The sequence below is a fragment of the Ruegeria sp. AM5 genome, from assembly GCF_056540645.1.
Genome location: NZ_JBQFXC010000002.1, coordinates 221,293 through 245,624, shown reverse-complemented (window position 1 = coordinate 245,624; position 24,332 = coordinate 221,293). Strand labels below are relative to the sequence as shown.

General features: G+C 55.7%; 18 protein-coding genes. 1 reads left to right on the top strand and 17 read right to left on the bottom strand.

Features of this window, described 5'->3' with window-relative positions; all coding sequences use genetic code 11:
- Positions 1–284: 284 nt before the first annotated feature.
- The 5 genes from ACR0AH_RS07045 to ACR0AH_RS07025 form a co-directional block, all read right to left on the bottom strand.
- Positions 285–2,879 (bottom strand): hypothetical protein, encoded by a 2,595-nt coding sequence (locus ACR0AH_RS07045; protein ID WP_480591052.1) that lies wholly within the window; start codon positions 2,877–2,879, stop codon positions 285–287.
- A gap of 355 nt (positions 2,880–3,234) precedes the next feature.
- Positions 3,235–6,129: a calcium-binding protein gene (locus ACR0AH_RS07040; protein WP_480591050.1), complete on the bottom strand. Its 2,895-nt coding sequence runs from the start codon at positions 6,127–6,129 to the stop codon at positions 3,235–3,237.
- Between the two features lie 308 nt (positions 6,130–6,437).
- Positions 6,438–7,100, bottom strand: coding sequence for a hypothetical protein (locus tag ACR0AH_RS07035; protein ID WP_480591048.1), 663 nt, complete (start codon positions 7,098–7,100; stop codon positions 6,438–6,440).
- A 323-nt stretch (positions 7,101–7,423) separates the two neighbouring features.
- Entirely contained in the window at positions 7,424–8,755 is a 1,332-nt protein-coding gene (locus ACR0AH_RS07030) for an HlyD family type I secretion periplasmic adaptor subunit (protein WP_480591046.1), read from the bottom strand.
- Between the two features lie 39 nt (positions 8,756–8,794).
- The gene (locus tag ACR0AH_RS07025) at positions 8,795–10,570 is read right to left on the bottom strand and encodes a type I secretion system permease/ATPase (protein ID WP_480591044.1); all 1,776 of its coding nucleotides are present in this window, start codon (positions 10,568–10,570) and stop codon (positions 8,795–8,797) included.
- Positions 10,571–10,870: 300 nt separating this feature from the next.
- On the opposite strand from ACR0AH_RS07025, the gene ACR0AH_RS07020 reads away from it, so the two are divergent.
- On the top strand, positions 10,871–12,247 hold the full coding sequence (locus ACR0AH_RS07020) for an ATP-binding protein (protein ID WP_170732644.1): 1,377 nt from the start codon (positions 10,871–10,873) through the stop codon (positions 12,245–12,247).
- Here the strand turns inward: ACR0AH_RS07020 and ACR0AH_RS07015 are convergent.
- From ACR0AH_RS07015 to ACR0AH_RS06960, 12 genes are all read right to left on the bottom strand, one after another.
- A complete protein-coding gene (locus tag ACR0AH_RS07015) occupies positions 12,226–12,948 on the bottom strand; it encodes a response regulator (protein WP_170561885.1) in 723 nt (240 codons plus the stop codon). The genes ACR0AH_RS07020 and ACR0AH_RS07015 overlap by 22 nt on opposite strands.
- A gap of 463 nt (positions 12,949–13,411) precedes the next feature.
- Positions 13,412–14,116 (bottom strand): alpha/beta fold hydrolase, encoded by a 705-nt coding sequence (locus ACR0AH_RS07010; RefSeq protein WP_480591042.1) that lies wholly within the window; start codon positions 14,114–14,116, stop codon positions 13,412–13,414.
- Positions 14,113–15,237 carry a cobalamin-independent methionine synthase II family protein gene (locus tag ACR0AH_RS07005; RefSeq protein ID WP_480591040.1) on the bottom strand — a complete coding sequence of 375 codons (1,125 nt, stop codon included), beginning with the start codon at positions 15,235–15,237 and terminating at the stop codon, positions 14,113–14,115. The genes ACR0AH_RS07010 and ACR0AH_RS07005 overlap by 4 nt, the downstream gene beginning before the upstream one ends.
- 102 nt (positions 15,238–15,339) lie before the next feature.
- Positions 15,340–16,302: a cupin domain-containing protein gene (locus ACR0AH_RS07000; protein WP_170663400.1), complete on the bottom strand. Its 963-nt coding sequence runs from the start codon at positions 16,300–16,302 to the stop codon at positions 15,340–15,342.
- Between the two features lie 152 nt (positions 16,303–16,454).
- A complete protein-coding gene (locus tag ACR0AH_RS06995; RefSeq protein WP_170611474.1) occupies positions 16,455–17,444 on the bottom strand; it encodes a nuclear transport factor 2 family protein in 990 nt (329 codons plus the stop codon).
- Entirely contained in the window at positions 17,441–18,460 is a 1,020-nt protein-coding gene (locus ACR0AH_RS06990) for a LacI family DNA-binding transcriptional regulator (RefSeq protein ID WP_170465610.1), read from the bottom strand. The genes ACR0AH_RS06995 and ACR0AH_RS06990 overlap by 4 nt, the downstream gene beginning before the upstream one ends.
- Positions 18,460–19,227 carry an SDR family NAD(P)-dependent oxidoreductase gene (locus tag ACR0AH_RS06985; protein ID WP_223118582.1) on the bottom strand — a complete coding sequence of 256 codons (768 nt, stop codon included), beginning with the start codon at positions 19,225–19,227 and terminating at the stop codon, positions 18,460–18,462. Before ACR0AH_RS06985 ends, ACR0AH_RS06990 begins: the two co-directional genes overlap by 1 nt.
- 1 nt (position 19,228) lies before the next feature.
- A complete protein-coding gene (locus tag ACR0AH_RS06980) occupies positions 19,229–20,281 on the bottom strand; it encodes an ester cyclase (protein WP_480591038.1) in 1,053 nt (350 codons plus the stop codon).
- Positions 20,278–21,609 carry a histidinol dehydrogenase gene (gene hisD / locus ACR0AH_RS06975; protein WP_480591036.1) on the bottom strand — a complete coding sequence of 444 codons (1,332 nt, stop codon included), beginning with the start codon at positions 21,607–21,609 and terminating at the stop codon, positions 20,278–20,280. Before hisD ends, ACR0AH_RS06980 begins: the two co-directional genes overlap by 4 nt.
- Before the next feature lie 4 nt (positions 21,610–21,613).
- The gene (locus ACR0AH_RS06970; RefSeq protein ID WP_170407056.1) at positions 21,614–22,150 is read right to left on the bottom strand and encodes an ester cyclase; all 537 of its coding nucleotides are present in this window, start codon (positions 22,148–22,150) and stop codon (positions 21,614–21,616) included.
- A gap of 132 nt (positions 22,151–22,282) precedes the next feature.
- Positions 22,283–23,272 (bottom strand): nuclear transport factor 2 family protein, encoded by a 990-nt coding sequence (locus ACR0AH_RS06965; protein ID WP_480591034.1) that lies wholly within the window; start codon positions 23,270–23,272, stop codon positions 22,283–22,285.
- A gap of 178 nt (positions 23,273–23,450) precedes the next feature.
- Entirely contained in the window at positions 23,451–24,332 is an 882-nt protein-coding gene (locus ACR0AH_RS06960) for a carbohydrate ABC transporter permease (protein WP_170394093.1), read from the bottom strand.

Below are 24,332 nucleotides of genomic sequence, written 5' to 3'. Positions count from 1 at the left end.
TGGCCAATTTCTGTCAAAGACATCCGATTAGTTTGGCTCAGCAAATTGATATGCTAAACGCTCCGCCCGGCAGCCTATTGGAGTACTGTTTAAGTAGAGCCGGAAGGAAAAACGATAAAAAAGCCAGCCACGAGAACCTAGCGCAAGCGATCCGAGCATTAATATTATGGTCGCATGGCTTGATCACGGAACCGAACCGGAAACGAGGCCAGTGCCCATCGATTTTCATGTGTTTGTTTTCGTTCCCGGCCTAGCGCAGACCGGGAACCACTTATTGGAGTGCCTCAGGCGATGGACATGCCGAGCGCTTCAAGTTGGTCTGTCAGGGCGCTTTCTGCTTCGGCAACACTGTTCCAGTCATCAGCCGTCAGGTTGCCAAGATCCAGATCCTCGGCCTGAACATCCTGAAGTGTAACGGTATGGCCGCCATTTCCGATAACTTCAAAGATAAGATCGCCATCAATTTCGGTGACCGACACATCGCTTTCGCTCAAAGCGTTGAAATCGATGATATCTTCATCGGCATTAAAACCGATAATCTGGGTCTTTACCCCCCAGTTCCAGGTAAGCTCTGCCACATCCGCTTCAGCGCCGAAGGTCACAACTCCTGGGGTTTGGCTGTTTCCGGGTTCGTTGGTTCCACTACCGATATCTGGTTGGGTCGATCCCCCTGTCAGATCTCCGACCCGTGTCTGATAACCGTCTGTCGTCGCCCCGACAGGAGCCTGTGGGGTCAGCAGTATGGTGCGATCAACCAACGTCACATCGTTCTGGTCAAAGCCAAATGGTACCTCGAGATTGTCTTCCATCACCTGATCAAAATGGAATTCGACCAGACCCGGGATCAGGTCAGCCTTGGTCACGCCGGTCAGCGTGATGCTTTGTCCGGTCGGCAAGGATGAGATCACCAGACCATCGCCACTGTCCTCGACGCTAAGCCGCTCGCGGGTTCCGAAATACAGAAAGCTGATCTTCATCGTTGAAGGATCAAAGCCGTCAATAACTTCGTGCACGCCATATTCGTGGCTGCGAACATAGACTGTGTCAGCATCGCGAGGTCCTACGCCCTGCTCCCAACTAAGAACGCCGCCCATATCCTGACGGAGGTGTTCGTTGCCGACCACACCAAAGCTGTCGATGGTCACGTCCTGGAAGGTGACACCTTGCACGATTTGCGCCGCGTCCGACCATGGGCTGTCGATAACAATCTCGCCGGCCTTGGATTTGGTGACGATCATGCCGTGAACCGACGTACCGCCAAAGTCCAACTCGTCCACACCGGGGCGGAATCCGGTTATGTCGTCAGCGTTGCTATCGGCCCGGTATTTCACCCCGCCCGTGTCTGTATTGCCGGTGATCGCGGGCGGGTTTGACCCGTCTGCATCATAACTGACATCATAGCCCTCTCCGTCTCTCGGCGAGACGATAACTTGCCCCAAAGCTGTGGACACTTCGTTCAACACCGTCTGATCCGTGATAGAGAAATTGCTGAGCGAAAGATCGGACAGGCCAAAGCCAGTGAATACGATCTGCTTGGTTACATTGCCCGAGGTCAGCTCAATTCTAACGGTCTGCCCCAGAGCGTCCCCACTCTCTTCGAAAATCGAGAAGTTATCGGCCCCAATGTCCGGTCCGATTTCAATGACATCTCCCATCGCGGGCAGGAAGCCTTCGACCGTCTGTGCATCGCTGGCAAGGCCCAGCATGATGTGCATATGTTGGTGGCTATGGCCACCGCCACCACCATCTCCGCCACCATCGCCACCGCTGGTCGGCATTGAACCATCAGTGCCTATCAGCCCAAGCACTTCAGCTGCGGCGGTATTGTCCAGAATAGTGAAGTTTGCCGGGCTCAGCTCAGCAAGTGTCACACCGCTGAGGGTCGTGGCCTGGTTATTGGACGGGATCGAGAACACAACCGCGCCATCAACCTCGGCAACCTCCAACGCGTCCGCACCGACCCATGCGATGAAGATCGTATCGGTCGTAGGGTCGAAATCCGGGATCGTTGCATTCGTGCCCCAAGCCCAGTTAATCACCACATCCGCAGTATCTTCTGTGGTGTCAGCAGTCCCGTTGCCGGTCGGTTCCGTGGGTTCCGGATGTATAACCGGTGGGACAACGGGCGGCGACGTATTCCCGTTATCGGTGCCGCCATTTGTATCCGTGGGCAAGACACCGTCGGTGTATACCTTGATAGCGTCTTCGATACTCGGCGCGTCATAACCGCCGAATTGCGAGACATACCGCAGGATCGAAGTACCGTATTCATCGGTGGATACACTTCCAACCTGAAGCAGAGCCAACGTACCCCATGCCCCCCGCAGGTGCGCGGCGGCCATTATGCCAGTGAGACTGAGCGTGACAGAGACGGCCTGGCCATTTTCCAGATAAGTGCGTGTCGTGCCGAGATAGTCCGACAGGCTCTCTCCCTGATAGCCCAGCCCGGTTTCGATGACTTGAAGATTGTAGCCAAACGCTTCTTGAATCGCGCGCTCCTGCGCTTCGGCGATTGTGAACTCTGCCAGCGAATTCACCCCGTTCTTACCGGTCCATGTGCCATCCCAGGTGTTCGAAGCCGCGCCATTCCCATAATAGACATCATCGGTGTAATACCCGAGGTCAATTAACAGCGCCTCGCCGAACTGATATCCAACAAAACCAAGCGAGTTCATCGAGCGATAGGACATCGCGTCCCATTCATCACTGCTTAGATCAGACCAGCTGGAATAGCTTGGATAGAAGTCAGCAACGGCCCCTCCGGCCCATTGGTTCAGCTGCCAATCCTGAATGATTCCTGCGTCGTATCGATCTCGATCCCAACCAGATTCAAATGCACGCAAAGCGTCGCGAAATTCTTCATATGTTCCATTACTCATCTTGAAACAGACTCCCATCTTGTCGTTGTTTCAGCCCAAGTATTTCGGCTTTATTAGCCCGATGAATTCAGGCCCAACTTGCGTAACAAGTCAGAAGTTCAGGATACGTTAAGAGTTCATTAACGAATTAATCTGAGCGGATGCGGGCCTAGGCCAACCCTTTGATGCGCTAAAAAACGCTGTACGTCAGTAGGTTATAGCGGGGTTTGAGCAAAAGATCGGTGCAGTTGCGCGTGTCTTCGCCAAATTTGGAATGTCGCAATAATTAACTTTGCATCATTGCCAGATCGAAATGTTAAGAAAGCCTCAGCCGATCCAGACCGGCTGAGGCGTTTTTTTGGTAATCAGGCGATGATCAGAGACCCCAATCCTGTGATTGCTGAGCCGTCAGCTCGCTGATGTGCTGCATGACATCGAAATGCTCATCAACACCCTGTACGCTGATCACCTTTTGGCCATTTGCCGTGACCCAGTGAGTGCTGGAACGCCATTCGATCTGAAGTTGATCCAGAGACGAGATCCCGAACCCTTCCAGATCGATAACAATCGAGTCGTCAGCCTCAAAATCCCGGATCACCTGACCACCATACTGGCTGCCCGGGCCGGTGATGACAAAAGTATCGCTGCCTTCGCCACCGAACATATTGGCAAACCCGGCTTCTGAAGACTGGTCTGCATCAAGGATGATGACGTCGTCGCCGTCTCCACCATTTGCATTGGTGATCATCGCGCCTTTGCGGATCACGATGGTGTCATTGCCGTCGCCGCCGTTCAGAGTAGCGAACTGATTGAGCGCACCGCCAACAATGTAGTCATCACCAGCACCACCATTCAGGGTCAATCCACCACTGCCGGTGTCGCCGATCATGTAGTCCCAACTATCGGTGCCATCTACGGTAACGAGCTCTTCGCCGACCTCGGCATCAATCCGGTTGCCATACTTCTCGAACCACTCCAGCGTGTTTGCACCAAAGGGCGGTTCGTAGACAACCTGATAGCCTTCTTCATCGTTGCCAACCAAGCTGCGCAGGTCGATGTATGACGGGTCAAATCCGTTCCCGTCATCGTCATAGCGCACGATGATCTCGTCTGTCAGCTTGTTGAACAGCACGATCTGGCCGTTTTCGATGCGGTGATCCAGATCAAACCAACCGGTCATCCCATAAGCGTCTAGATCGATCTCGATCCGATCGCCTTCATTGGCATCGAAATCGGTGATCGTGTTCTCGCCGCCGTTCAGAATGAAGGTGTCAGCTCCTCCGTTACCGGTCAGCACGTCTTTGCCATCACCCGAGGTGAAGACGTTATCGCCGTCGTCGCCGATGATCACATCATCATGGTCGCTGCCATAGATGTTCTCGACGCTCCAGAGCAGATCATAGCCTTCCTTGTCGCGAATCTCGTCATTGAGATCGAACGGATTGGCGCTGTTGCCATGCCAGGCCCAGTAATACTCACCGCTGGCATCTTCCGCCTTGTTGTTCATGTCGACATAGATGCCGCTCAGACTGTCACCATACCAGGCCGTGTCATTGCCTTCTCCACCATACAGCTTATTAAAGCCGCCACCGCCAGCCATGATATCGTCACCGCCAAAGCCGTAGAGAACATCATTGCCGTCATTGCGGATTTCGGCCTCGTTTCCGCCGTGGGTATCGCGCTCGGACGTATAGGCTTGCAGAACGTCGTTGTGGTTTGTTCCCAACTGACGATCCTCGTCATGAAAGCCGACCATCGAAACACCGCCGAACGCCCCGAATGTGACGAACTTGCTGGTTCCAAGACCTGCAAGGTCTTCACTGCTCAGGCCAAGGTCGATCTTTTGGCCCAAGCCATAATGCGCACCATCCGGCCCCGTGATCAGAGCAGTTTCTTTCAACCGTTGAATGAAGGCATCTGTGTTCTGCTGCGAGATACTTGTTGCGCCCGGAAAGATGTTCGACGCCTCATCCCAATAGAAGGTTGTAATCACCTTGAACTTGTTGTCGGCCGGATCAAGCGCGACCAGATCGAATGCCGCGCCATCAACGATCGATGCCTGCAGGTCCAGCGTTACTGGCCCCTCCACGTTGACTGGTACAATGATCTTGTCTTCAAGCGGGTTGAAGTCGAGGATCTCGACCAGAGACACTTTCGGCGGGTTGACGGTTTCGACAACCTGCTCCTCGGTCTTGAACATGTTCTTGATCCCGTCGATCAGGCCTCTGGCAAGGTTGATGAACAGCTTCGCGCCCGGCAGCATCTTGGCGAGTGCCAGATTACCTGCCTCTTCCAGCCACTCTTCGCCCAGACCATTCGATTGGTTATGGTTGGGATCATGAGTTGTTGGTTCAGGCACAGAGCCAATAACGAACGTGTCGGCCCCTTTTCCACCGTATAGCGTGTCGGCAGAGGTTTCGTCGATATGCCCGGTAAACAGGACATCATCACCGTCACCGCCGACAAGAAGGTCGTTACCAGTACCACCGTACAGTTTGTCGCCTTCATTCCCGGCAATCAGGATGTCATCGCCTTCGCCGCCAACAAGGATGTTCTTGCCTCCGCCGCCAATGATCTTGTCGTTGCCGGATTCGCCGAACAGCTGATCATCACCTTCACCTCCATCGATGTAGTCGTGGCCACCGCCACCATAGATGACATCATTACCGCCATCACCGAACAACTGGTCGTTCCCACGATAAGCGATGATGATGTCATCTCCGTCACCGCCCGAGATATTGTCCCGATGATGATAGTTGGAATAGTAATTCTTGATCGAGGTGCCGCCATCATAGTTATCCCAGTTTTCGGGGTTCCAACCGTGGATGACGTTATCCCCGTCATTCCCTTCGATACGGGTGTAAAGATATGTCCCCTTGCTTTGCCCACTTGAGAGACGGTGCATCAGGTTTTCAAAGCTCACCTCACCGTCTGCCATTTTGTATTCACCACGGGCTTTGACATCGCGGCCGACATAGGTGCCGCTGGTGTCATGCAGATGGGTCCCATATTTATCCCACCAACCGCTGTGGCCATCGCCAGGTGATTTACCACCGATCCAGACGGGAATATCAGGTTTGTTGCTGGCCACAGTCTCGTCGTCCGAGGCTGAATCTTCCCAGGCGTAGTCCTGCAATTCGCTGATTTCTTCCGACAGCAGACTAACCGGCGGGATCACGATAGGATCGTCATCCGTTTCACCAAGACCAACCGATATGTTGAGCGTGCTCGCCGAGTTGGGCTGGAATTTTGATTTGCTAACATGTTTCATGTCTTTCCTCCTGTTTCCTGGATGGTCGACACCCGAGGTTCGGGCCCATACGCATCACAGATCATAGGAAAGATGTGGTTTTTCAGGCTGTTGATCTCAACAGGCGAAAGCCAGTTAAGTTGTTACAAAGTATGACAAAAATGGAATCCACGGCCTGAGAAAACCAGCAATCCGGCTGGCGCCTGTTTCAGGCCCCAGCCGGTGAGTTTGGTTTTCCCTCTGTTTGCCCGGGCGTCCGTTTCAACAGGAACTAAGACGCCCGGATTTTGGTTGTGCAGCGATAGATGATCGCTGAGTTTTCGCCCCACTTAGGCAATCATATCGACAAAGAAGCTGTCGGTCGGAACGGGGGTTCCGCAGATGTCTTCGCCGCCTGCAGTCGGTACGATTTCGCACAGCGGCGGAGGCGCCATTTCCGTCAGGTCATACTCATCCTCCGGTACTTCGGTGCCGCATTTGGGCAGCGGCAGGATCGGGGGTACAGCGATGACGTCATCACCCTGATCCAGAACGATCGGATCAAAGGGCAGCGGGTTCACTGCAACCAGATCTTCACCGTCCTGAGGCACTTCGGTGCCGCAACGGGGATCAGGCATGATCGGCGAAACTGCGGTCACATCGTCACCTTCACCAGCAGGAACCGCACCATAAGGCAGCGGGGCTACTGCGATCAGGTCTTCACCATCCTGCGGAACCTCGGTACCACACCGGGGGTCAGGCATGATCGGGGAAACTGCGGTGACGTCGTCACCTTCACTGGCAGGAACCGCACCAAAAGGCAGCGGGTTCACGGCAACCAGATCTTCGATGGGATCGGCAACCAGCGGATCAATCGGCAACGGATTTACAGCCACCAGGTCTTCACCATCATTTGGCACCTCGGTTCCGCACTTTGGAAAAGGCTGAATCGGGGGCACGGCGATGACATCGTCGTTGGCTTTCTCGAAGCTCGTAGCGGTTACATGTTTCATTGTATTTCTCCTTGTTACACACTTTGTTTAGCACCCAAAAAATCTTAGAAACTTCCTCCTCGGGTATAACAAAAAGGTGGTTATCCGGCCCCTTCATTACAACGCGAAAAAGGGGGCTAAATTGTTACAAAGTATGACAAAAATAGGCTCTCAAGCCGGGCATCATCTCTTTTCAGACAGGACGCGCTTCCAAGATGTGGACCAGCACCCGCTCAGGTACCACCAACGCCCCTCCTCGCCTTCAGGATCGAAAAAACCAGCGCCATTTCTGGCGCTGGTTTTAGCTGTTTCTTCCTATTGGGCAGCTCACATCATGCGGTCGATCAGACCTCCCGGAACGTGGTCCGGATTTGTTTACTGAGAGGATCAAGAAGGTACTGGAACAGGGTACGTTCGCCGGTTTCGATGAAGACGTCAGCCGGCATACCCGGCAGCAGGCTCAACTGGCGGTCAGACAAAAGTCCGACAGCCTCCTCGCTTAGTGCAACCCGCGCCTCGTAGTAGGGTAAGCCAGTTATCTCATCTGTTTTCAAATCAGCCGAGACAAACTCAACGTGCCCATCCAACCGAGGGGCAACATGTTGATCGAACGCCCCGATCATCACGCTCGCAGCCTGGCCCAAGGCGACATTGTTGATGTCCTGTGGCATGACACTAGCGGTCACCACCAACCCGTCATCCTCGGGCACGATCTGCATCAGCGTTTCGCCCGGAGACACCACGCCGCCGATTGTATGCACACCCAATTCATGCACGATGCCATCCGCCGGAGCCCGAAGGTCAACCCGCGCCAGCTGCAACGCGGCCGCGCTCCGACGTTCTTTCAAGCCATCCAGTTCGACCTCCAGCGAGGAGATCTCGTTCATCACCTGCTCGCGGAAAGTCTTTTCCAGTTGCAGGATATGGATACGCGTCTCGCTGATACGACCACGGGCGACTGCGATCCGAGAGGTCAGGCCGCCACTATTACCGACAAGACTGCTTCTTTGACGCTGCAAAGTCGTCACCCGGGTGCCTGGCACTAAACCCTTTTCAAAGAGCTGCGTCAGACCCTCCAATTCGCTGTCGATCAGTTTGATCTCTTCTTCGGAAGCTTCGCGCTGCGCCTCCAGGCCCACAATTTCCTGCTCTGCCTGTTCGATTTTCTCTTCCAAGGCCGCGACCTGACCATCCTGCGACAGACGACGTGCTTCCATCACCGCGCGCTGCGTTGCGAGTGCGCGGTCAATTTTGTCTTCGTCTTTCCGAGACGCAAGCTCCTCGGACAGTACGAGATCGTCCAGACCATCGCGCTCGGCCGTGAGACGAACCAACTGCGCTTCAAGCGCCACGAGCCTGTCATCGACCAAGGCTTGGCTGCCTGACAACAGCTGATCATCAAGTGTCAGAACAACATCGCCAGCCTCAACCCTATCTCCGTTTTTGACGTGAATGGTGCCGACAATACCTCCGTCGGGATGTTGCACAGCTCTGAGGTCGGACGAGACCACCACGCTACCAGCCGTCACGACCGCCCCGGACATCGGGGCTTTCATCGCCCAACCACCGAATCCTATGGCGAGCACTGCAATTGCGACCAGACCAAAGCCGATGGATCGGGCAGAACGATCCCTAAACCCTTCGGTCTTCGTGTTGGAATTCTTGTTGGTATTCATGACTTCCTCCATTCATTCTGTTTACAGCGCCGGACTGGGTCAGCCCGTGGCGGCAACGATTTCTGTTTGTTGGGGTTGTTCGACAGTCTTCTGTTCAGCGGCAGGCTGTGCAGCTCCGGCGGCGGCCTGATTGCGTTGACGCAACCGCTCCATCACTTCTGTTCGAGGACCAAAATCTCCGGCGCGACCGTCTTCCATGATCAGAATCTTGTCGACTGAACCCAGCACGCTCGCCCGGTGCGCGATGACGATCACAATCGCCCCGCGTGCCTTGGCGGCGAGAATCGCATGGTTCAGTGCAGCCTCGCCCACGGCATCCAGATTGGAATTGGGCTCATCCAGAACCACCAGAAATGGATCACCATAAAGCGCGCGTGCAAGGGCAACACGCTGTCGCTGACCACCGGACAAGGCCGCGCCACGCTCGCCAACCGAGGTGGCATAGCCGTCTTTGAAGCTAGCGATCAGTTCGTGAACACCCGCTGCCTTGGCGGCGGCAATCACCAACTCGTCCGTCGCCTCGGGATCAAAACGCGCGATGTTCTGGGCGATCGTTCCGTCAAAGAGCTCAACATCCTGCGGCAGAAAACCGATCTGGGGGCCAAGCTCCTCAGGCAGGTACTGGTCGATCGGCACACCGTCGAGACTGATGCTGCCTTTGGCCGCCGACCATGCACCAACAAGTGTGCGCGCCAAGGTTGATTTTCCGCTGCCGGTCGTCCCAATCACAGCCAGTGCCTCGCCTGCTTTCATATCGAAACCAACACCTTTGAGAACAGCGGCAGTGGCCATCGGAGGGGCAGCGATCAGGCCGTCAACGGTCAGCGACTTCTGTGCCTTGGGCATGGAAATACGACGGTCAGCTTCGTCACCAGAAAGAGTTTGCTTCAGCTGAGCCCATGCTTGCCGGGCAGCAACCAGATTGCGCCAACTACCGACCAGAGTCTCGATAGGCTGCAAGCCACGGGACATGATGACCGATGCCGCAACGATTGAGCCAGCCGATATATGTCCATGGATGGCAAGATAAGCGGCGACCGCAAGAACGGCGGACTGAAGTGCCAGGCGGAACACCTTGGTAAAGCTACCAGACACTCCGACAGTAGTGGCCGCCTTAGCACTCGCACCAAGGTGGAGATCATTCACATCTTGCCAGGTCTTGCCAAGATTGGACTGCATCCCCATCGCGCGAACCATTTCGGCATTCCGGCGGCCGGCTTCTGCCAGACGATTGCGCTTGGCTGAATGCTCAGACTGAACGCACGCGGCAGCGCGGACCTTGATATCCGTAACGATGGCAATGGCAACCAATGCCAGCGCGCCAATTACACCGACCATACCCAGCCACATGTGCATGGCAAAAACCAATCCCAGATAGACCGGGATCCACGGCAGATCGAACAAAGCTCCGGCACCCTGACCCGACAGGAAACCGCGAATTTTTTCGACATCTCGAATTGCCGCCGCAGGGTTGCCACCCGGACGGTTGCGCGACGGCTCGGACAAAGTGCAATCAAACGCTGTGCGGGCGAGCCTTTGTTCAAAGCGATGCCCCATGGCAACCAGCACACGGGTCCGCGCGCCGTCAATCAAGGCCATGAACAAGTACAGACCGGCGACAAGTGTGCTGAGCGCGACAAGCGTATTCACGCTTTGGCTAGACATCACGCGATCATAGATCTGAAGCATGAAAATCGGCCCTGTCAGCATCAATAGGTTCACAACACCGCTGAAAACGCCGGTGGCAATCAGATTGCCCCTCAGCGCGCGCCGGGCGCTGGCAAGTTGTGGATGAACGGATGAATGCTTTGACATAGCTGGCTCCCAATAAAAACTCTGTGGGTGATACTTGGAGACCAGCCGCCGATGCCCCAAGGGCTTGTCACACTTTGATTCAATTGACGAATTTGGCCGGTTGTTTACCGAGCTGACGAAGCCGGGTGCCCCGAAATGCGGTACCGGTGGGTGAAACCCCTTTGCATCATCAGCGGCATGGCGGTTGCAATTTCCGCTTGGGAATGCGGCGGTATTTGAATTAGCGTCCCAAGTCAGGGGGATGGGACAGGGAGCCTACGCGCAATGCGCTGGAATGATCTGACACTTCGAACACAAGTTATGAGCATCGTGCTTATCAGCTGGACGATTGTCGGCGTGTTCTCGGTAGTCACCGACGTGGTCCAGATCCGAAACTCTCGCGCTGAAGAGATCCGAAACAGGGGCGATGCCTTTCTTGCGCAGGTGGTTTCAACCCTGGCCCGCGTGCCTCCTGACAGCCGCTCCGAAGCAGCGCTTGGTTTCTTTCCTGCAGAATGGAGTGTCAGGGTCGGCACGCAGGATGCAGCAACCACTTTGGCCAATGGCCGCGACCGCCCGAATCTGGCTAACTGGCTGACGGCGCGGCTGGAACACCGCGGGATCGCCGTCGCGGAACTGTCCGTGGCAGACACGGTCGTTGACGCCAAACACGACCAAAGCGCGCTGTTGCAACTGTTCAAGAGCCACTCGGGCGAACCTATCGATGCAGAAAGCGTTGACGCGTTTCTGGTGAGCGTTTTTTCGGTCCGGCTCAAGGATGATGACGAATGGCTGAACTGCTATTTGCTCATGAAAAACAAGAACATCGTACCTTTGGTCATCGTTGGCTCAATCGACAGTCTGGTCGCGCTTACCCTGCTTTGCGCACTTGCGTTTCTTATTCAGAAAGTGATGCGACCGCTGAGCGCGATGGCCGTCAATGCCGAGTTGATCGGCCGGGGCGAAGAGGTCGGCCCACTCGTCGAGGCGGGTGCCATTGATATCCGCCACACAATTATTGCGTTCAATCGCATGGAAGCCCGGATTGTTCTGGCGCTTGAGTACAAGACAACCTTGCTTCGTAGCCTCGGGCATGACCTGAAGGGACCGATTGCACGGATGCACGATGCGATCCAGAAATTGGAACCAACAGCACCCAAAGAGCAACTGCTCAAGCGGTTGGAAACCATCAGCGATATTGTAAACTCCGTCACCAACCTCAACCGCGAAACGCATCACGATGGAGAGCTTGCACGCCTGGATTTGCGCTCACTGGTTGAGGCGCTTGTAGATGAACAGGTTGAGGCGGGTCGCGATGTGACCTGCACAATCGAACAATCTGCGGTGGTCAAAGGAAGACATAACGCGCTTACCCGGGTTCTTAGAAACTTGTTGGAGAATGCGGTCAAATACGGGGGTCGAACAAATGTCTCTTTGACCGCGTCGAACGATTTGGCCGCAATTCACATAGACGATGAAGGACCAGGTATCCCAGCCGAACAACTTGAAACAGCGTTTGAGCCTTTCCAGAGACTTGGAGCCACCGAACCCGGCACAGGCCTCGGCCTTGCTATTGTCCGGGCGATTGTTGTCGATCAGGGGGGCACTGTTACGCTTGAAAACCGCCCTAGCGGGGGCCTTAGGGCTAATGTGCTTTTGCCGCTTGATTCCGGAGTTCAGCCTGGACGAAAGATGTAACCCTGCCCCCAGACCGTTCGAATATATTCCGGATTTGATGGATCGTTCTCGATCTTCGACCGCAACCGTTTGATCAGAGCATCAACGCTCCTGTCCCCTGCTCCGCCATGCTGCCGCGTTCGAGCGACGGCAAGTAGGTCTTCCCGGGTGCACAACACGTCCGGATTTTCAGCAAAAAACCGCATGACGCGCACTTCACTTGAGGTGAGGGTGATGAGCCGACCATCCTCGCTTTTGAGATGCCGCTCGTTTTCAACAAGCTCCCATTCTCCGAACCGGGTAACCCGGGATTTTCCCTGCGTTCCACCAGCACGCCTGCGCAGCACAGCACGCACGCGCGCGAGGAGTTCCAACTCGTTGAATGGTTTAATGATGTAATCATCCGCGCCCAGTTCCAGCAGGGAAATCCGCTCGGCGTCGTCATCAATCGAACTGATCATGATGATCCCGGCATCTATGCGCGAAGCGATCTCGTGACATAACACCTTACCACTAGTTCCTGGCATCACGAGGTCCAGCAGAAACAAGCTGTAGGTTTCATCAGCCATCATCAACCGCGCAGCGGGTACATCTTGCGCGTGTTCGATTTTGTACCCTTTATCAGTCAGAAATGCACAAACACCCTGAGCAAACTCGATGTCATCGTCACAAATCAGAATGTGCTCATCATAGCCAGCGGATTGATCCGCGACGTCTTGCATAGCTCTTCTCCTCGGGACGATGCCTGTCATTACGATAACAACATTTGCTATTCGAAACTGTCAATGTTGCAGAGGACGATCAAACTGTCCGGTCCGCAGCGACCGCAATCGCCACTCATGGCTAAACCAGACAATCATCCACCGAGGCATTCCGGGCGATTGAAAAGTTTATCACGCCAAACAGCAAATTCCTCCCTCTTCCACCACTTTCCGCAGGTGGCTGAGTGCAACGAAGCAATCTTCGTCAGAGACTTGGTAGCAGGCCTTGAATTTAGTGTATCGCGTGTGCCCCGACTTAAGTGCAGTTTTGATCGCGACAGCAGGCTCTGAACCAGATTTGGGTGCTTCAGAAACTCTAAATCGTTACTGCTGCGTCCATGCTACGATAGGGGCTCCAAGTCCGACAGAGTAATATCGTAGTCAGTTTCCACCAGGGCTATCTACGGCCTTGCGGAAATCCGGCTTAGATTGTTTCGATTGTCTCCAGCCAGCGCAGCAGCGCCGCCGTTGTTTGCCGCGGTTGTTCCAGAGTTGGCAAATGCCCCGCGTGTTCGATGACTTCCAACCGGCTTTGCGGCAACAGGTCATGCATCAATTCGTGGCGTTCGACTGGGCATAACGCGTCATGACGACCGCAAAGGACCAGCGCAGATCCCTTGAAAGCGCGCAATGTGTGACTTTGATCCGGGCGATCTCGTAGGGCCTTGGATTGGTTAACAAAAATCTCCGGCCCCAAGGCCATAGCCATATCCATGCATAGGTCCAGAATTGCCTGTCGATCAGGGCCATCGGTCAGATAGTTGGGCTTCATTTCCTCGGCCATCACATCGCGTAGCCGACCGTTTTTAACCGCCTCAATCTGGGGCTCACGCCTCGCCTTGACCTGATCCACCTCTGCCAGCGGGTTGGTGTCCATCAACGCCATCCCCGCTACACGCCCCGGTGCTTGCCGCAGTATTTCCATCGCAACAATGCCTCCCATGGAAAGACCGGCCAAGGCGAACCGGTCGGGCGCATGACTTAAAACCTCGGCGGCCAGAGCCTGCATCGTATCATGTGCACCAATGGGGGCGACAAATATCGGATATCTGCCAGACAATGCACCAATTTGCGGCGAGAATAGCCGAGCATCGCACATCATGCCCGGCAAAAGGACAAGTGGTGTCATTTGACCAGAGCAGCCCCTTCGGCCAGCGCACCCAGTTTGGCATAGGCGATATCAGGATCGACAGCGCCAAACCCCGCAAAGGTGCCGAAACCGCAATCCGATCCGCCGATCACCCGCTCCGCTCCCACGATGTTCACGAACCGCTCAAGACGTTGCACGACCAGTTCGGGGTGTTCCACAAAGTTTGTGGTGGTATCGACCACACCCGGCACAAGTACCTTGTCATCCGGTATCTCGGACTTGCGGTCGCGGAACACCGTCCATTCATGTGCATGGCGCGGGTTCGAGGTTTCAAACAGCACATAGCGCGACTTGGTTGACATCAAAGTCGAGAACACCTTGTCCATTCCGATATCGCAGCAATGCGGACCTTCGTAATTGCCCCAGCAGATGTGAACCCGAACCTTGTCGGCGGGCACATCCTGCAATGCATGGTTCAGCGCTTCGACATGCATTTCGGCAATACTGACAAATTCCTCGTCAGAAAGATCGGTGAACAGCATATGGCGCGACAGGGCAAGATCGGGACAATCCAATTGAATATCCAGGCCCGCCCCGACGATGGTTTCATATTCGGATTTCATCGCATCGGCCAGCGCGGCCAGATACGCCTCGCGCGTCGGGTAATAGTCGTTCTGCAGAAAAAGAGAGATCACACCCGGGCTGGCAGCATTCATAAATCCGCGCTCAATCCCGTGCTCAACCATGGCTCTTTTGAGGTTGTCGATATCCTTCTGCAACTCGCCCTGCCCTTTCGAGCGCACATCGCCTACGCACATGGGCCGCGCGTATTGCGGAGTTCCGCCATCATTCGCCAAACGTTGAAGAAAGCCCGGAAACATCTTCAGATCAGCCGGAGCGTTGCGCGGGCTGTCGCCTGCAAACCCGGTGTAGCGGTCCTTGACGTAGGTCGCGTAAGAGATTTTCGAAGTCTCGCCATCCGATACAATATCGATCCCCGCTGCAGCCTGTTTGCCTACGGTCTCGGACACCGCGTTCGTCATGCAGGCATCAAAATCTGTCTGATCGAACGGTTCCTCCCGCTCACGCGCGAAGATGAAATCGACGACTTCCTGACTGCGCGGCAGACTTCCCACATGGGTGGTTGAAATTCGGGTCATCTTGTCATCTCCAATTCAATTACTTCCCTGTGCCGAGTCCAAAGTGAAGCACGGCTCACATACTGCGCGCCCCGAAAAAGATCGGAGCGCGCAACTTTGCCTTTATGCACCGGTCCAGGTAGCACCGGCGGGATCGTCCGTTGCCGTGATACGATACAGACCGGCCTCTCCGGTCATTGAGGGCACGATACTGTAGCTTTCACCTGACAGAACCAGCGCTGTATCGCCTGCGGACAAAGTTGTTTCATAGCCATCGACTGTAATCCGCCAATGACCACTCGCAGGCATGAGGACGACGGGCATATGCGCCGCGACGGGTTCGTTCAAACAAGAGCCGCGTCCGAGGAAATCGACCTCAAACCCCGGCTTATCCGTGATCAGGGCATCTTCGCCAATCACTTTGGCTGGCTTGTTAGCGGAAAGCGCCATCAGATCCCAATAGCGTGCCACATATTTGCCGATAACATTTTCGACCGGAACTTCCGGATAGCTCTTAAGCTCTTCTTCGGTCAGCAGCGGCATGGGGCGCACGTTGTGGGGCAGTTCCTGACCCTTCTTGCTGTCATACAGCACGCCATTGTCGCCCAGCATCAGCCCATGCGCCTGCGCGTCTTCGATCACCTGTGGTGCCCAGGTGACACCGCCACCCGCATCATCGCCGCCCAGGATCGACATGATCATCCCATAATCCTGCCCGACATTTTCGAAACCGCGAAAGATGCCAGTTGGAATGTTAAATATGTCACCTTCCTCGGCAATAAACTCGCCCGCAGTGCCATAGCGACCCCAGAAGAACCGCCAACGTCCTTTGGCGACAAAGAACACCTCGGCCGTGGTGTGGCTGTGCAGCGAATTCCGGCATTTCGGAGGTTGCCCCGCCGCGCCAATATTGAAACCGATTTTGTCGGTGATGTGGACATGCTGATCGGGGCTTTCGGATACGCCACCGCCTACGATGGTAAAGTTTTCCTTCTGGTCCGAACCGGGCGTGTGCGCGTCAATAAATGCGGTTTTACAAGGCTGCAGTTCGCCGTAGCGGACAATGCGTTGTTGGATCGTGCTCATAATAGTCTCCGTTCATTGAATTGGTACAAGAGGTCTCGATCCTCATGCACCCGGAGGGCGATTATTCAGCCGCCGCGCCCGCAAGGACGCCCGGTGGCCGTGGTACCGCCGGGTTCCTTCACTGGCATCCAATGCGACGCGCGTTTGAGGCATCAGAGATCCCCGGTTTCCAACAGAAGCTGTTTCCAGACCGCGGTTTCATCGAACAAGGTCCATTCGCGTCGCAGCCTGATGTCGCCTCCAACCAACTCGCCCCATTCGGCATGGCTGATCCCCAACACATACAACTCAGCGCCTGTGGGTTTGCCGAACACGCCCCAACCGTCATGCTTGCCATGCAAGCTCCAGCGCAGGGCCGAGCGGGGTGGCATATTCGGATCATCGCGCCCGATCTGATGATGGATGGTGAAGGTTGCGCTTGGCATGGCGGCACGCAAAGACATCCAGAACCGATCAGCCGAATCCCAGCCATGGCCCGTGACACCGCCGGGATATTCGGTCTGCACGCCTCGGTCATACTCTCGTTCAATCGCGCCCATATCTGCATTCATTATCCGTGTCAGCAGATCCGCGTGGCGGTGTCCCCATTCATTGTCATTGCCGTACCCCTTGTAGGGGCCTTCGATGTCGATCTTGGGTGACAGAGGCTTCACACTGGCCTCGGCCCCACCTTCACGCGCTATCAGATCGGCGGCATATTCCTTGGGATCCCAGCCCATTTGCCGGACGATCGCACCCTGATCTCGGATCAGCCATTCGTCATCGATCATGTTGTCGATGGCGTGGCAGTCGGCCAGAATTCGGTATCGCAAGCGTGTTCCGGTGGCTTTGCCATAGACACCATTGCCCCGATGCGTGGCGGTCGACAGGATACGATGCGAGCTCAGCATGCCTTCTTCCGGGGTGCCCGACCAGATCACATCCTCGCCCAGCAGCTGACGGTCGGGGAACTCGGCCAACGTGGCCATTGTTGCACCAATGACATTCTGGTTACCCAACACAACCGAACCGGGCGAGCGGACGACGATGTCTGGGCTGTAATATTGATGCAGAGTCGCAATGCCACGGTCTTCCCAAATCTCTTTGGTGATGCCGATGATATAATCCGGGAAATCTTTGAATTTGGGATCAAATCCCTTCATGTCTTCCATCCTTCAGGTATGCGGGCGGAGCCGCGAACGATCAAAGGTCCGTCAATCTCGGTGCGGCGCGGCGCAGCAGCGGGATTTTCGATCTTGCTAAGTAGAATATCGACGGTTTCGGCAACCATCCGATTGGCAGGCTGACGAATAGTTGTCAGATTGTAGGCTGGCCAAGAGGCAACGGCGACATCGTCATATCCCAGAACCGAGACGTCGGCCGGAATTTGCAGGCCCAACTCGAACCGCAGCGTGTCCATCACAGAGATCGCCATATGATCATTGGCCACGAACACAGCGTCCGGTGGATCGGACGCGAACATGCGTAGCGTTGCCTCACGCGCCTGTTCTGCGATGAAGTTTCCGGCTCCACGGGCGTGCAGTTTGACACCCGCCTCTTGCAGGGCCGCTACGAATCCCGCTTCGCGATCGCGTTGGGTCGAAGCGCCCTCCCATCCGGCGATATATCCGATCTTCTCATGACCGCCAGCCAGCAAAAACTCGGCTGCCTTTCGGCCACCGGCGACATTGTCGGATGTAACCGATGACATAGTGAGGTCATCCTGTGCCCGATTGAACAACACCATCGGTACGCCAACGGTCCGACAACGTTCATACAAGGTCGACGAAAGGGCCACCGATGCCGCGATTATGCCGTCGACTTGAAAGTCGAGCAATTCCTCGACCACGCTATCGACGTTTTCGGCCTGGTTCGACGCCATGAATATCATCACATGGTAGCCGCGCTCCTGCAGCGTATTCGTCAACCTTTCCAGTGCTTCAGGATAAAACTGATTATTCAGATACGCCACAACAAGCCCAATGATCCGGCTTTTGCCGGACACTACGGCACGCGCAAGGACGTTCGGCCGATACCCCAGTTGCTTGGCGGCCTGACGAACCTTTTCAATCGTCTTTTTCGATGCCGACGCCCCCGGGGTAAACACACGGCTTACGGCAGACTGGCTGACCCCGGCAAGGCGGGCGACCTCCATGGATGTAACTTTCTGCGCCGCCATCAGTCTGCTGTCCAACCTCCGTCTATCATCAACGCGGTGCCCGTCACCAAAGCCGATGCATCCGAGGCAAGATAAACCACTGCCCCCATGATGTCTTCGATCTCGCCCGGGCGGCCCAACTTGATCTTGTCCAATATCCATGCGCGCTTGTCCGGGTCATCAAAGGTCGGCTTGGTCAAATCGGTCAGAATAAAGGTTGGGCAGATCGTGTTGACCCGAATTTTTGCAGGACCGAACTCCAGCGCCATCGCCTTGGAAAAGCCTTCGACCGCGAATTTTGACGCGCAATAGACCGCCCTTTCCCGCCCGCCTACATGGCCCATCTGGCTGGAGATGTTCATCAGCGATCCGGGGCGCCCAGCTTCTAACAATCCTTTTGCCACCGCTTGGGTCAGAAAATAGGCCCCCCGGACATTGACATCCATTACCGCATCAAAATCCTCGGGCCGTGTGTCCACGGCCCTGCTGTGTCGGGCCAGACCGGCTGAGTTCAGCAGGATATCAAACGGCCCGTTTTGCGCCACAGCATCAGCAGTGCCTGCAACGTCAGAAACATCCAGTTCAAGTATATTCGCCAACCATCCCCGAGCGGTCATCTCTGTTGCCAGATTCTGCAACGCATCCTTGCGCCGCGCCGCCAGTGTCACTTCGGCACCATGCTCTGCCAGTGCTACGGCACAGGCCATGCCGATACCGGACGACGCGCCCGCGACCAATGCGCGTTTGCCGTTAAGATTGAAACTTGGGGTGCTGGGAAATTGGGACATATCAGACCTCGCCAACCGGAAATGGAATGCGGCCCGGAACGCGCGCCTTGTTGAACTCTCGCAAACGGGCAAAGACGTCAACACCCAGCTGGCGATAGGTATTCAGCAGATCAACCAGAACCCAGTTCTCGCGAATCTTGCCATTTTCAAGCCGCCAGAAATCGAGGCTGCGCAGCGTGATCTTCTTGCCCGACGGTGCGATCCCCATCCAGCCATCATTGGTGACAGTCTGGATCATGTTGGGCCAACCCGTAACAGCCGCATAGTCACCGTCGCCAAAGAAATGACAGGTGATGTCATCTACATCCTGCCCGCGATCCGGCATTGCGTTGAGGAATGGAATCTGATGCCAATTACGGAACCCCGCAATACCCCGCCCTGTGCCGATCCCCGAGGGGCCGTACCAGTTCATCCGAGGATGCCAGAACCGCTCCAACTCCATCACCTCCGGACCACCTTCTGCGGGATGTTTGGTCAGATGATCCAGCATGTCGACAATGTGCTGGCAGGTCTCTTTGCCCTTGGCCTTGTCATACGGGCCGGGCACCAGCCCGTCCTGCGTCGCTGGTCCCGGAACATGCCATTCCCGCCCCAAACCGGGTGCCATGGGCCAAGCCTGCGCTTGCATCATCACTTCGGGGATATCCCAAAGCGCCTGCACCTCGGCGACTTTGCCATTTTCGATCCGGTAAAACTCGTGAAACCGCATGGTGACCTGATGGCCTGTCGGCGGAATCTCCAGCCATGGCCCCGCGAAAGTGCCGGTATAGTACCCGCCGCATCCAACCCAATCAGCCCCGAATTCATCAGGTCCAGCCATGACGATATAATCGCGGCGCTCAAGATCGGGCCATGCGGTCAGAAGATCGCGATAGCAACAATCGTAATAAGCACTACTCCCATTGGTGTCACCAAACGGATAGCTCAGATGGAACACAGCGTCGGGAGAACAAATCTGATCCAACGCCTGCCGGACACCGGCTTCGGTAAAGTCATACATCGCAGCCCTGATCTGTGCGATCAGGGTCTTGTGCTCAGTATGCCTGTCACTCATTCTGCGGCGTCCCTGTAAGGTGCAGGCGCGCCGTAGGGGACATTGATGCCGCCGTAACGCCGTACGCGGACGTTACATTGCTCGGCGTGCCCCACAAAACCTTCGAGCATACATAGGCGCGAGCCATATTCGCCGATCAAGGTTGCCGCCTCATCAGTCAGAACCTTTTGATAGCTATGTGTTTTCAGATATTTACCGACCCATAGACCACCAGTATAGCGGCCAGCTTTTTTGGTAGGTAGCGTGTGATTGGTGCCAATAACCTTATCACCGTTCGAGACATTGGTACGCGGTCCAAGGAACAATGCGCCATAACAAGTCATGTTCTCAAGGAACCAGTCGTCGCGATCGGTCATGACCTGCACATGTTCAGATGCAATGTTATCGGCGACCTGCAGCATCTCGTCATACGTATCGCAGACGATCACTTCGCCATATTCCTCCCACGACACTTTTGCAGTGCCCGCTGTCGGCAGAATGCCCAGCAGCCGGTCGACCTCGGCCATCGTGTCCTCGGCCAGTTTGCGCGAGTTGGTCAGCAAAACGCAGGGGCTGTTATAACCATGTTCGGCCTGACCCAGAAGATCGGTCGCGCATAGCTCTGCGTCTGCGGCGGTCTCATCAGCAATCACCATGGTCTCGGTCGGGCCGGCAAACAGGTCGATACCGACGCGACCAAATAGCTGACGTTTAGCTTCTGCGACAAAGGCGTTACCCGGACCGACAAGCATGTGGACTGGATCAATCGTCTCGGTTCCCAACGCCATGGCGCCGATAGCCTGAATGCCGCCCATCACGTAAATCTCATGCGCCCCACCCAAATACATGGCGGCGATCACCGCTGCATTGGGTTTGCCCTGAAACGGAGGGGTGCAGGCGATGATGCGTGGTACGCCCGCCACCGAGGCGGTCGCCACCGACATATGCGCCGAGGCCACCATCGGGAATTTGCCACCGGGCACATAACAGCCCACCGATTGTACGGGGATGTTCTTGTGGCCCAAAATGACGCCCGGCAGAGTCTCAACTTCGATATCCAGCATCGAGTCGCGCTGAGCTTGTGCAAAGTTGCGCACTTGTTCCTGCGCGAATTTGATGTCCGCCAGCTCTCGATCCGTCAGCTGATTGATCAGGTCGTCGATCTGGTCTTGAGACAACCGAAACGATGCTGGCGAATAGTTATCGAACTTCTCGCTTAGCTCGCGTACCGCAGCATCGCCACGTGTTTCGATGTCTTTCAGCGTCGCTTCGACGACAGCGCGTGTTTTGGCGTCATCCTCGGCCCGGTCAGCATCGGACTTACCACGTTTCAGATACTCGATTGTCATTGTCCTAATCCTTAGTTTCAGGCCGGGGCGGAGACTTCTCACCCCGGTCAAATGCTTCCCAGCCTTCACCGTTAAACAGATCGACACCCAGCTGTGCCGCTACATGGGCGAAATCCACATTCACCCAATTGTCGACGATCTTGCCATCGACCACTTTCCAGAAATCCATATATCGGATCTCGACCCGCTTTCCGGTGGGGGCGATCCCCAGGAACTCACCCGAATGGGTTGCTTCCTGTCGGCCAAACGCAGCCGCCCACTCGCCCATGTAAAGGCGCGCTTCGTCGATGCATGTCTTGTCCGAAAAAGCCGCCTGAAACGGGCGTTGCCAATTGTCCTGAAACTGTTTCAGGCCAGTTTTTGTGCCGCAGCCCTGATTGCCCATCCAGCGGAAGCCTTCCGAGAAGAATTCGCCGATGTCATCTATGCGGTGATCGTTCAGACCATCCACCATGGTTTCAATCACACGGCGGGTGTCTTCTGTTTTGTCTAGGTCCGTATCACGTGTCAGCACGGCCTGTTCCGGGCGGGAACCCTTCATCTTTCTCATCCTTGTATTGGTGCCAATAGAAATTCTGTCTTCATCGGGTAGCTCAATCAGCTGACAGAAAATCCCTCGGCATCCGGTTGAGCGCCGGGTGGCGGCCAACGGCGTTATGTCTTGCAGAGCTGCTCATGCGGCTTGCTCGGCGATGTCGGCAAAAAGGTCATATCCCAGCTGCAACAACACATGCGGGATGTCGACGAAAACCCAGTTTTCGACCAACAGATCGTCCTCTCGACGCCACCAGTCGCAGACCCGCATGAAGACGCGTTTTCCGCTTGAGGGCTGGTCGAGGAAGGGTTTCACCTGGACACCAGTCAAGGAAGGCCAGCCACCCGAGCATACGTAATTGCCTTCGCCGAAGCGGGTGAAATGCGCAGTCATGCCATTTCCCGCACTACCTCCGGACCAACCTTCGAAGGTGGCCTCGAAAGGCACCTGGAAGCTTGCAAAACTCTCGAGCCCGACGAAAGAACCGAAGGCGCCGGGGCCGTACCAGACCATGTTGTCATGCCAGAACGGGCGCCAGGCCTCGTTCTTGGTGGCAAGCTTGGCCAGCATTTCTGTGACCATACAATAGCTCTTGGCCCCCTCGACTGGGTCTTGCGGCGTGGTCAAGATGCCATCATGGCTTGCTGGACCCTGAATCATCCCGGTGAAGCCACGGGTCTTGCCCGGGCTATCGGTGATCGGCCATTGCCCTGCAGCCAGCATCAGTTCTGGGATATCGAAGAAGATATAGCTCTCCACCGCCTTGCCATCCTGCATGCGGTGGAACTCGCCGAAGCGCAGATAGGCAAGCTCACCTGTGGCGCGGATACCAAGCCAGTCGCGCGAGAACCGACCGACGAAATAGCCGGTGGCGCTGATCCAGCCCTGTCCATCAAATATACCGGCCATGACGATATCGTCGCGCCGAAAAAGCCCATCGAAGGAGGCTGCAAGCGGGGCGATGACGTGATCGTGCAGCCCGAGGCCACCCGCGACCTCGTTGAAAGGATGCACCACGTTGACATGTGCACCTGGGGCGAAGAACCCCTCATAGGCTGGCCGGAAATTGCCTGGATGGCGTTGCGCGGCGGTGAAATTCAGAAAAGGTTTACGGTCGAGGCGTTCCATTAACTTTGTCTCTATAGGATCTGTTCAAGGCGTCTGCGGAGAAACGTCCCGCAAGGCCCTGCGCGCATCAAAGCAAAAGGAATTCGCCCTGGTCGCCGTGCCCGGCACGCAGCCATATTCAGGCTGGCGGCGTGCGCATGGGCAAATACGGACTGAGGATGCGTGCGTCCCATCAGCGTCAGCCTTTCACAGCCCCGGCGGTCAAACCGCCCACAATCTGACGCTGGAAGAACATCACCAAGATGAACAGCGGAACCGTCGCAGAAACCACGGCCGCAACGGCGAACATTACGTTGCCCTCGGTTTGCGTTGTACCAAGGAACGCGGCGATGGCTGGAACCATTGTGCGGTTGCTTTCTGACAACAGCATCGCCCCAACGGCAAAGTCGTTATAGGCCAGAAGAAACGAGAACAGCCCCGTGGTGATCACACCCGGCCACATCACGGGAATGATCACGCGGCGGAAGGCCTGAAACTGGTTGCAGCCGTCGACCTTTGCGCTTTCGTCAAGCTCGCTGGGGATGTTCTTGAAGAAGGCATGTAGCATCCACAGGGTGAACGGCTGGTTGATCGCGACAAGTACGATAATTGTCGTCGGAAGTATCCCCCAGATATTCCATTCAAAGAAGGGCAACAGATAACCCGAAACCAACGTGATCGGCGGCATTGCGCGGAAGATCAGCGCCGTGATCAAAAGCCAGAATGTGTAGTTATAGCTCGACCGTGAAAGCGCATAGCCACCCAGCGTTCCGATGGTCAGCGAGATGGCGACCACAAAGACGCAAACGATCCCCGTGTTCAGAACATTCCGCCAAAATTCTTCCTGAATCCAAGCCCCTTCGTAACCGGTGGTGGTAAAGGGTGAGCCATAAACTGCCTCGGTCCGCGCGCCGGTTAGAGCGTTGGTCCAATCGGCGATCGAGAAGAAATCCAGCTCTACCTTGAACGACCCCCAAACCGTCCAGAGGAACGGGAAAGCGGCCAGGATGAACCAAAGGATCACAAAAAGCGACGAAGCAATCCGAAGGCTTTTGGGCATTCTTTGCGCACGACTGGCCAT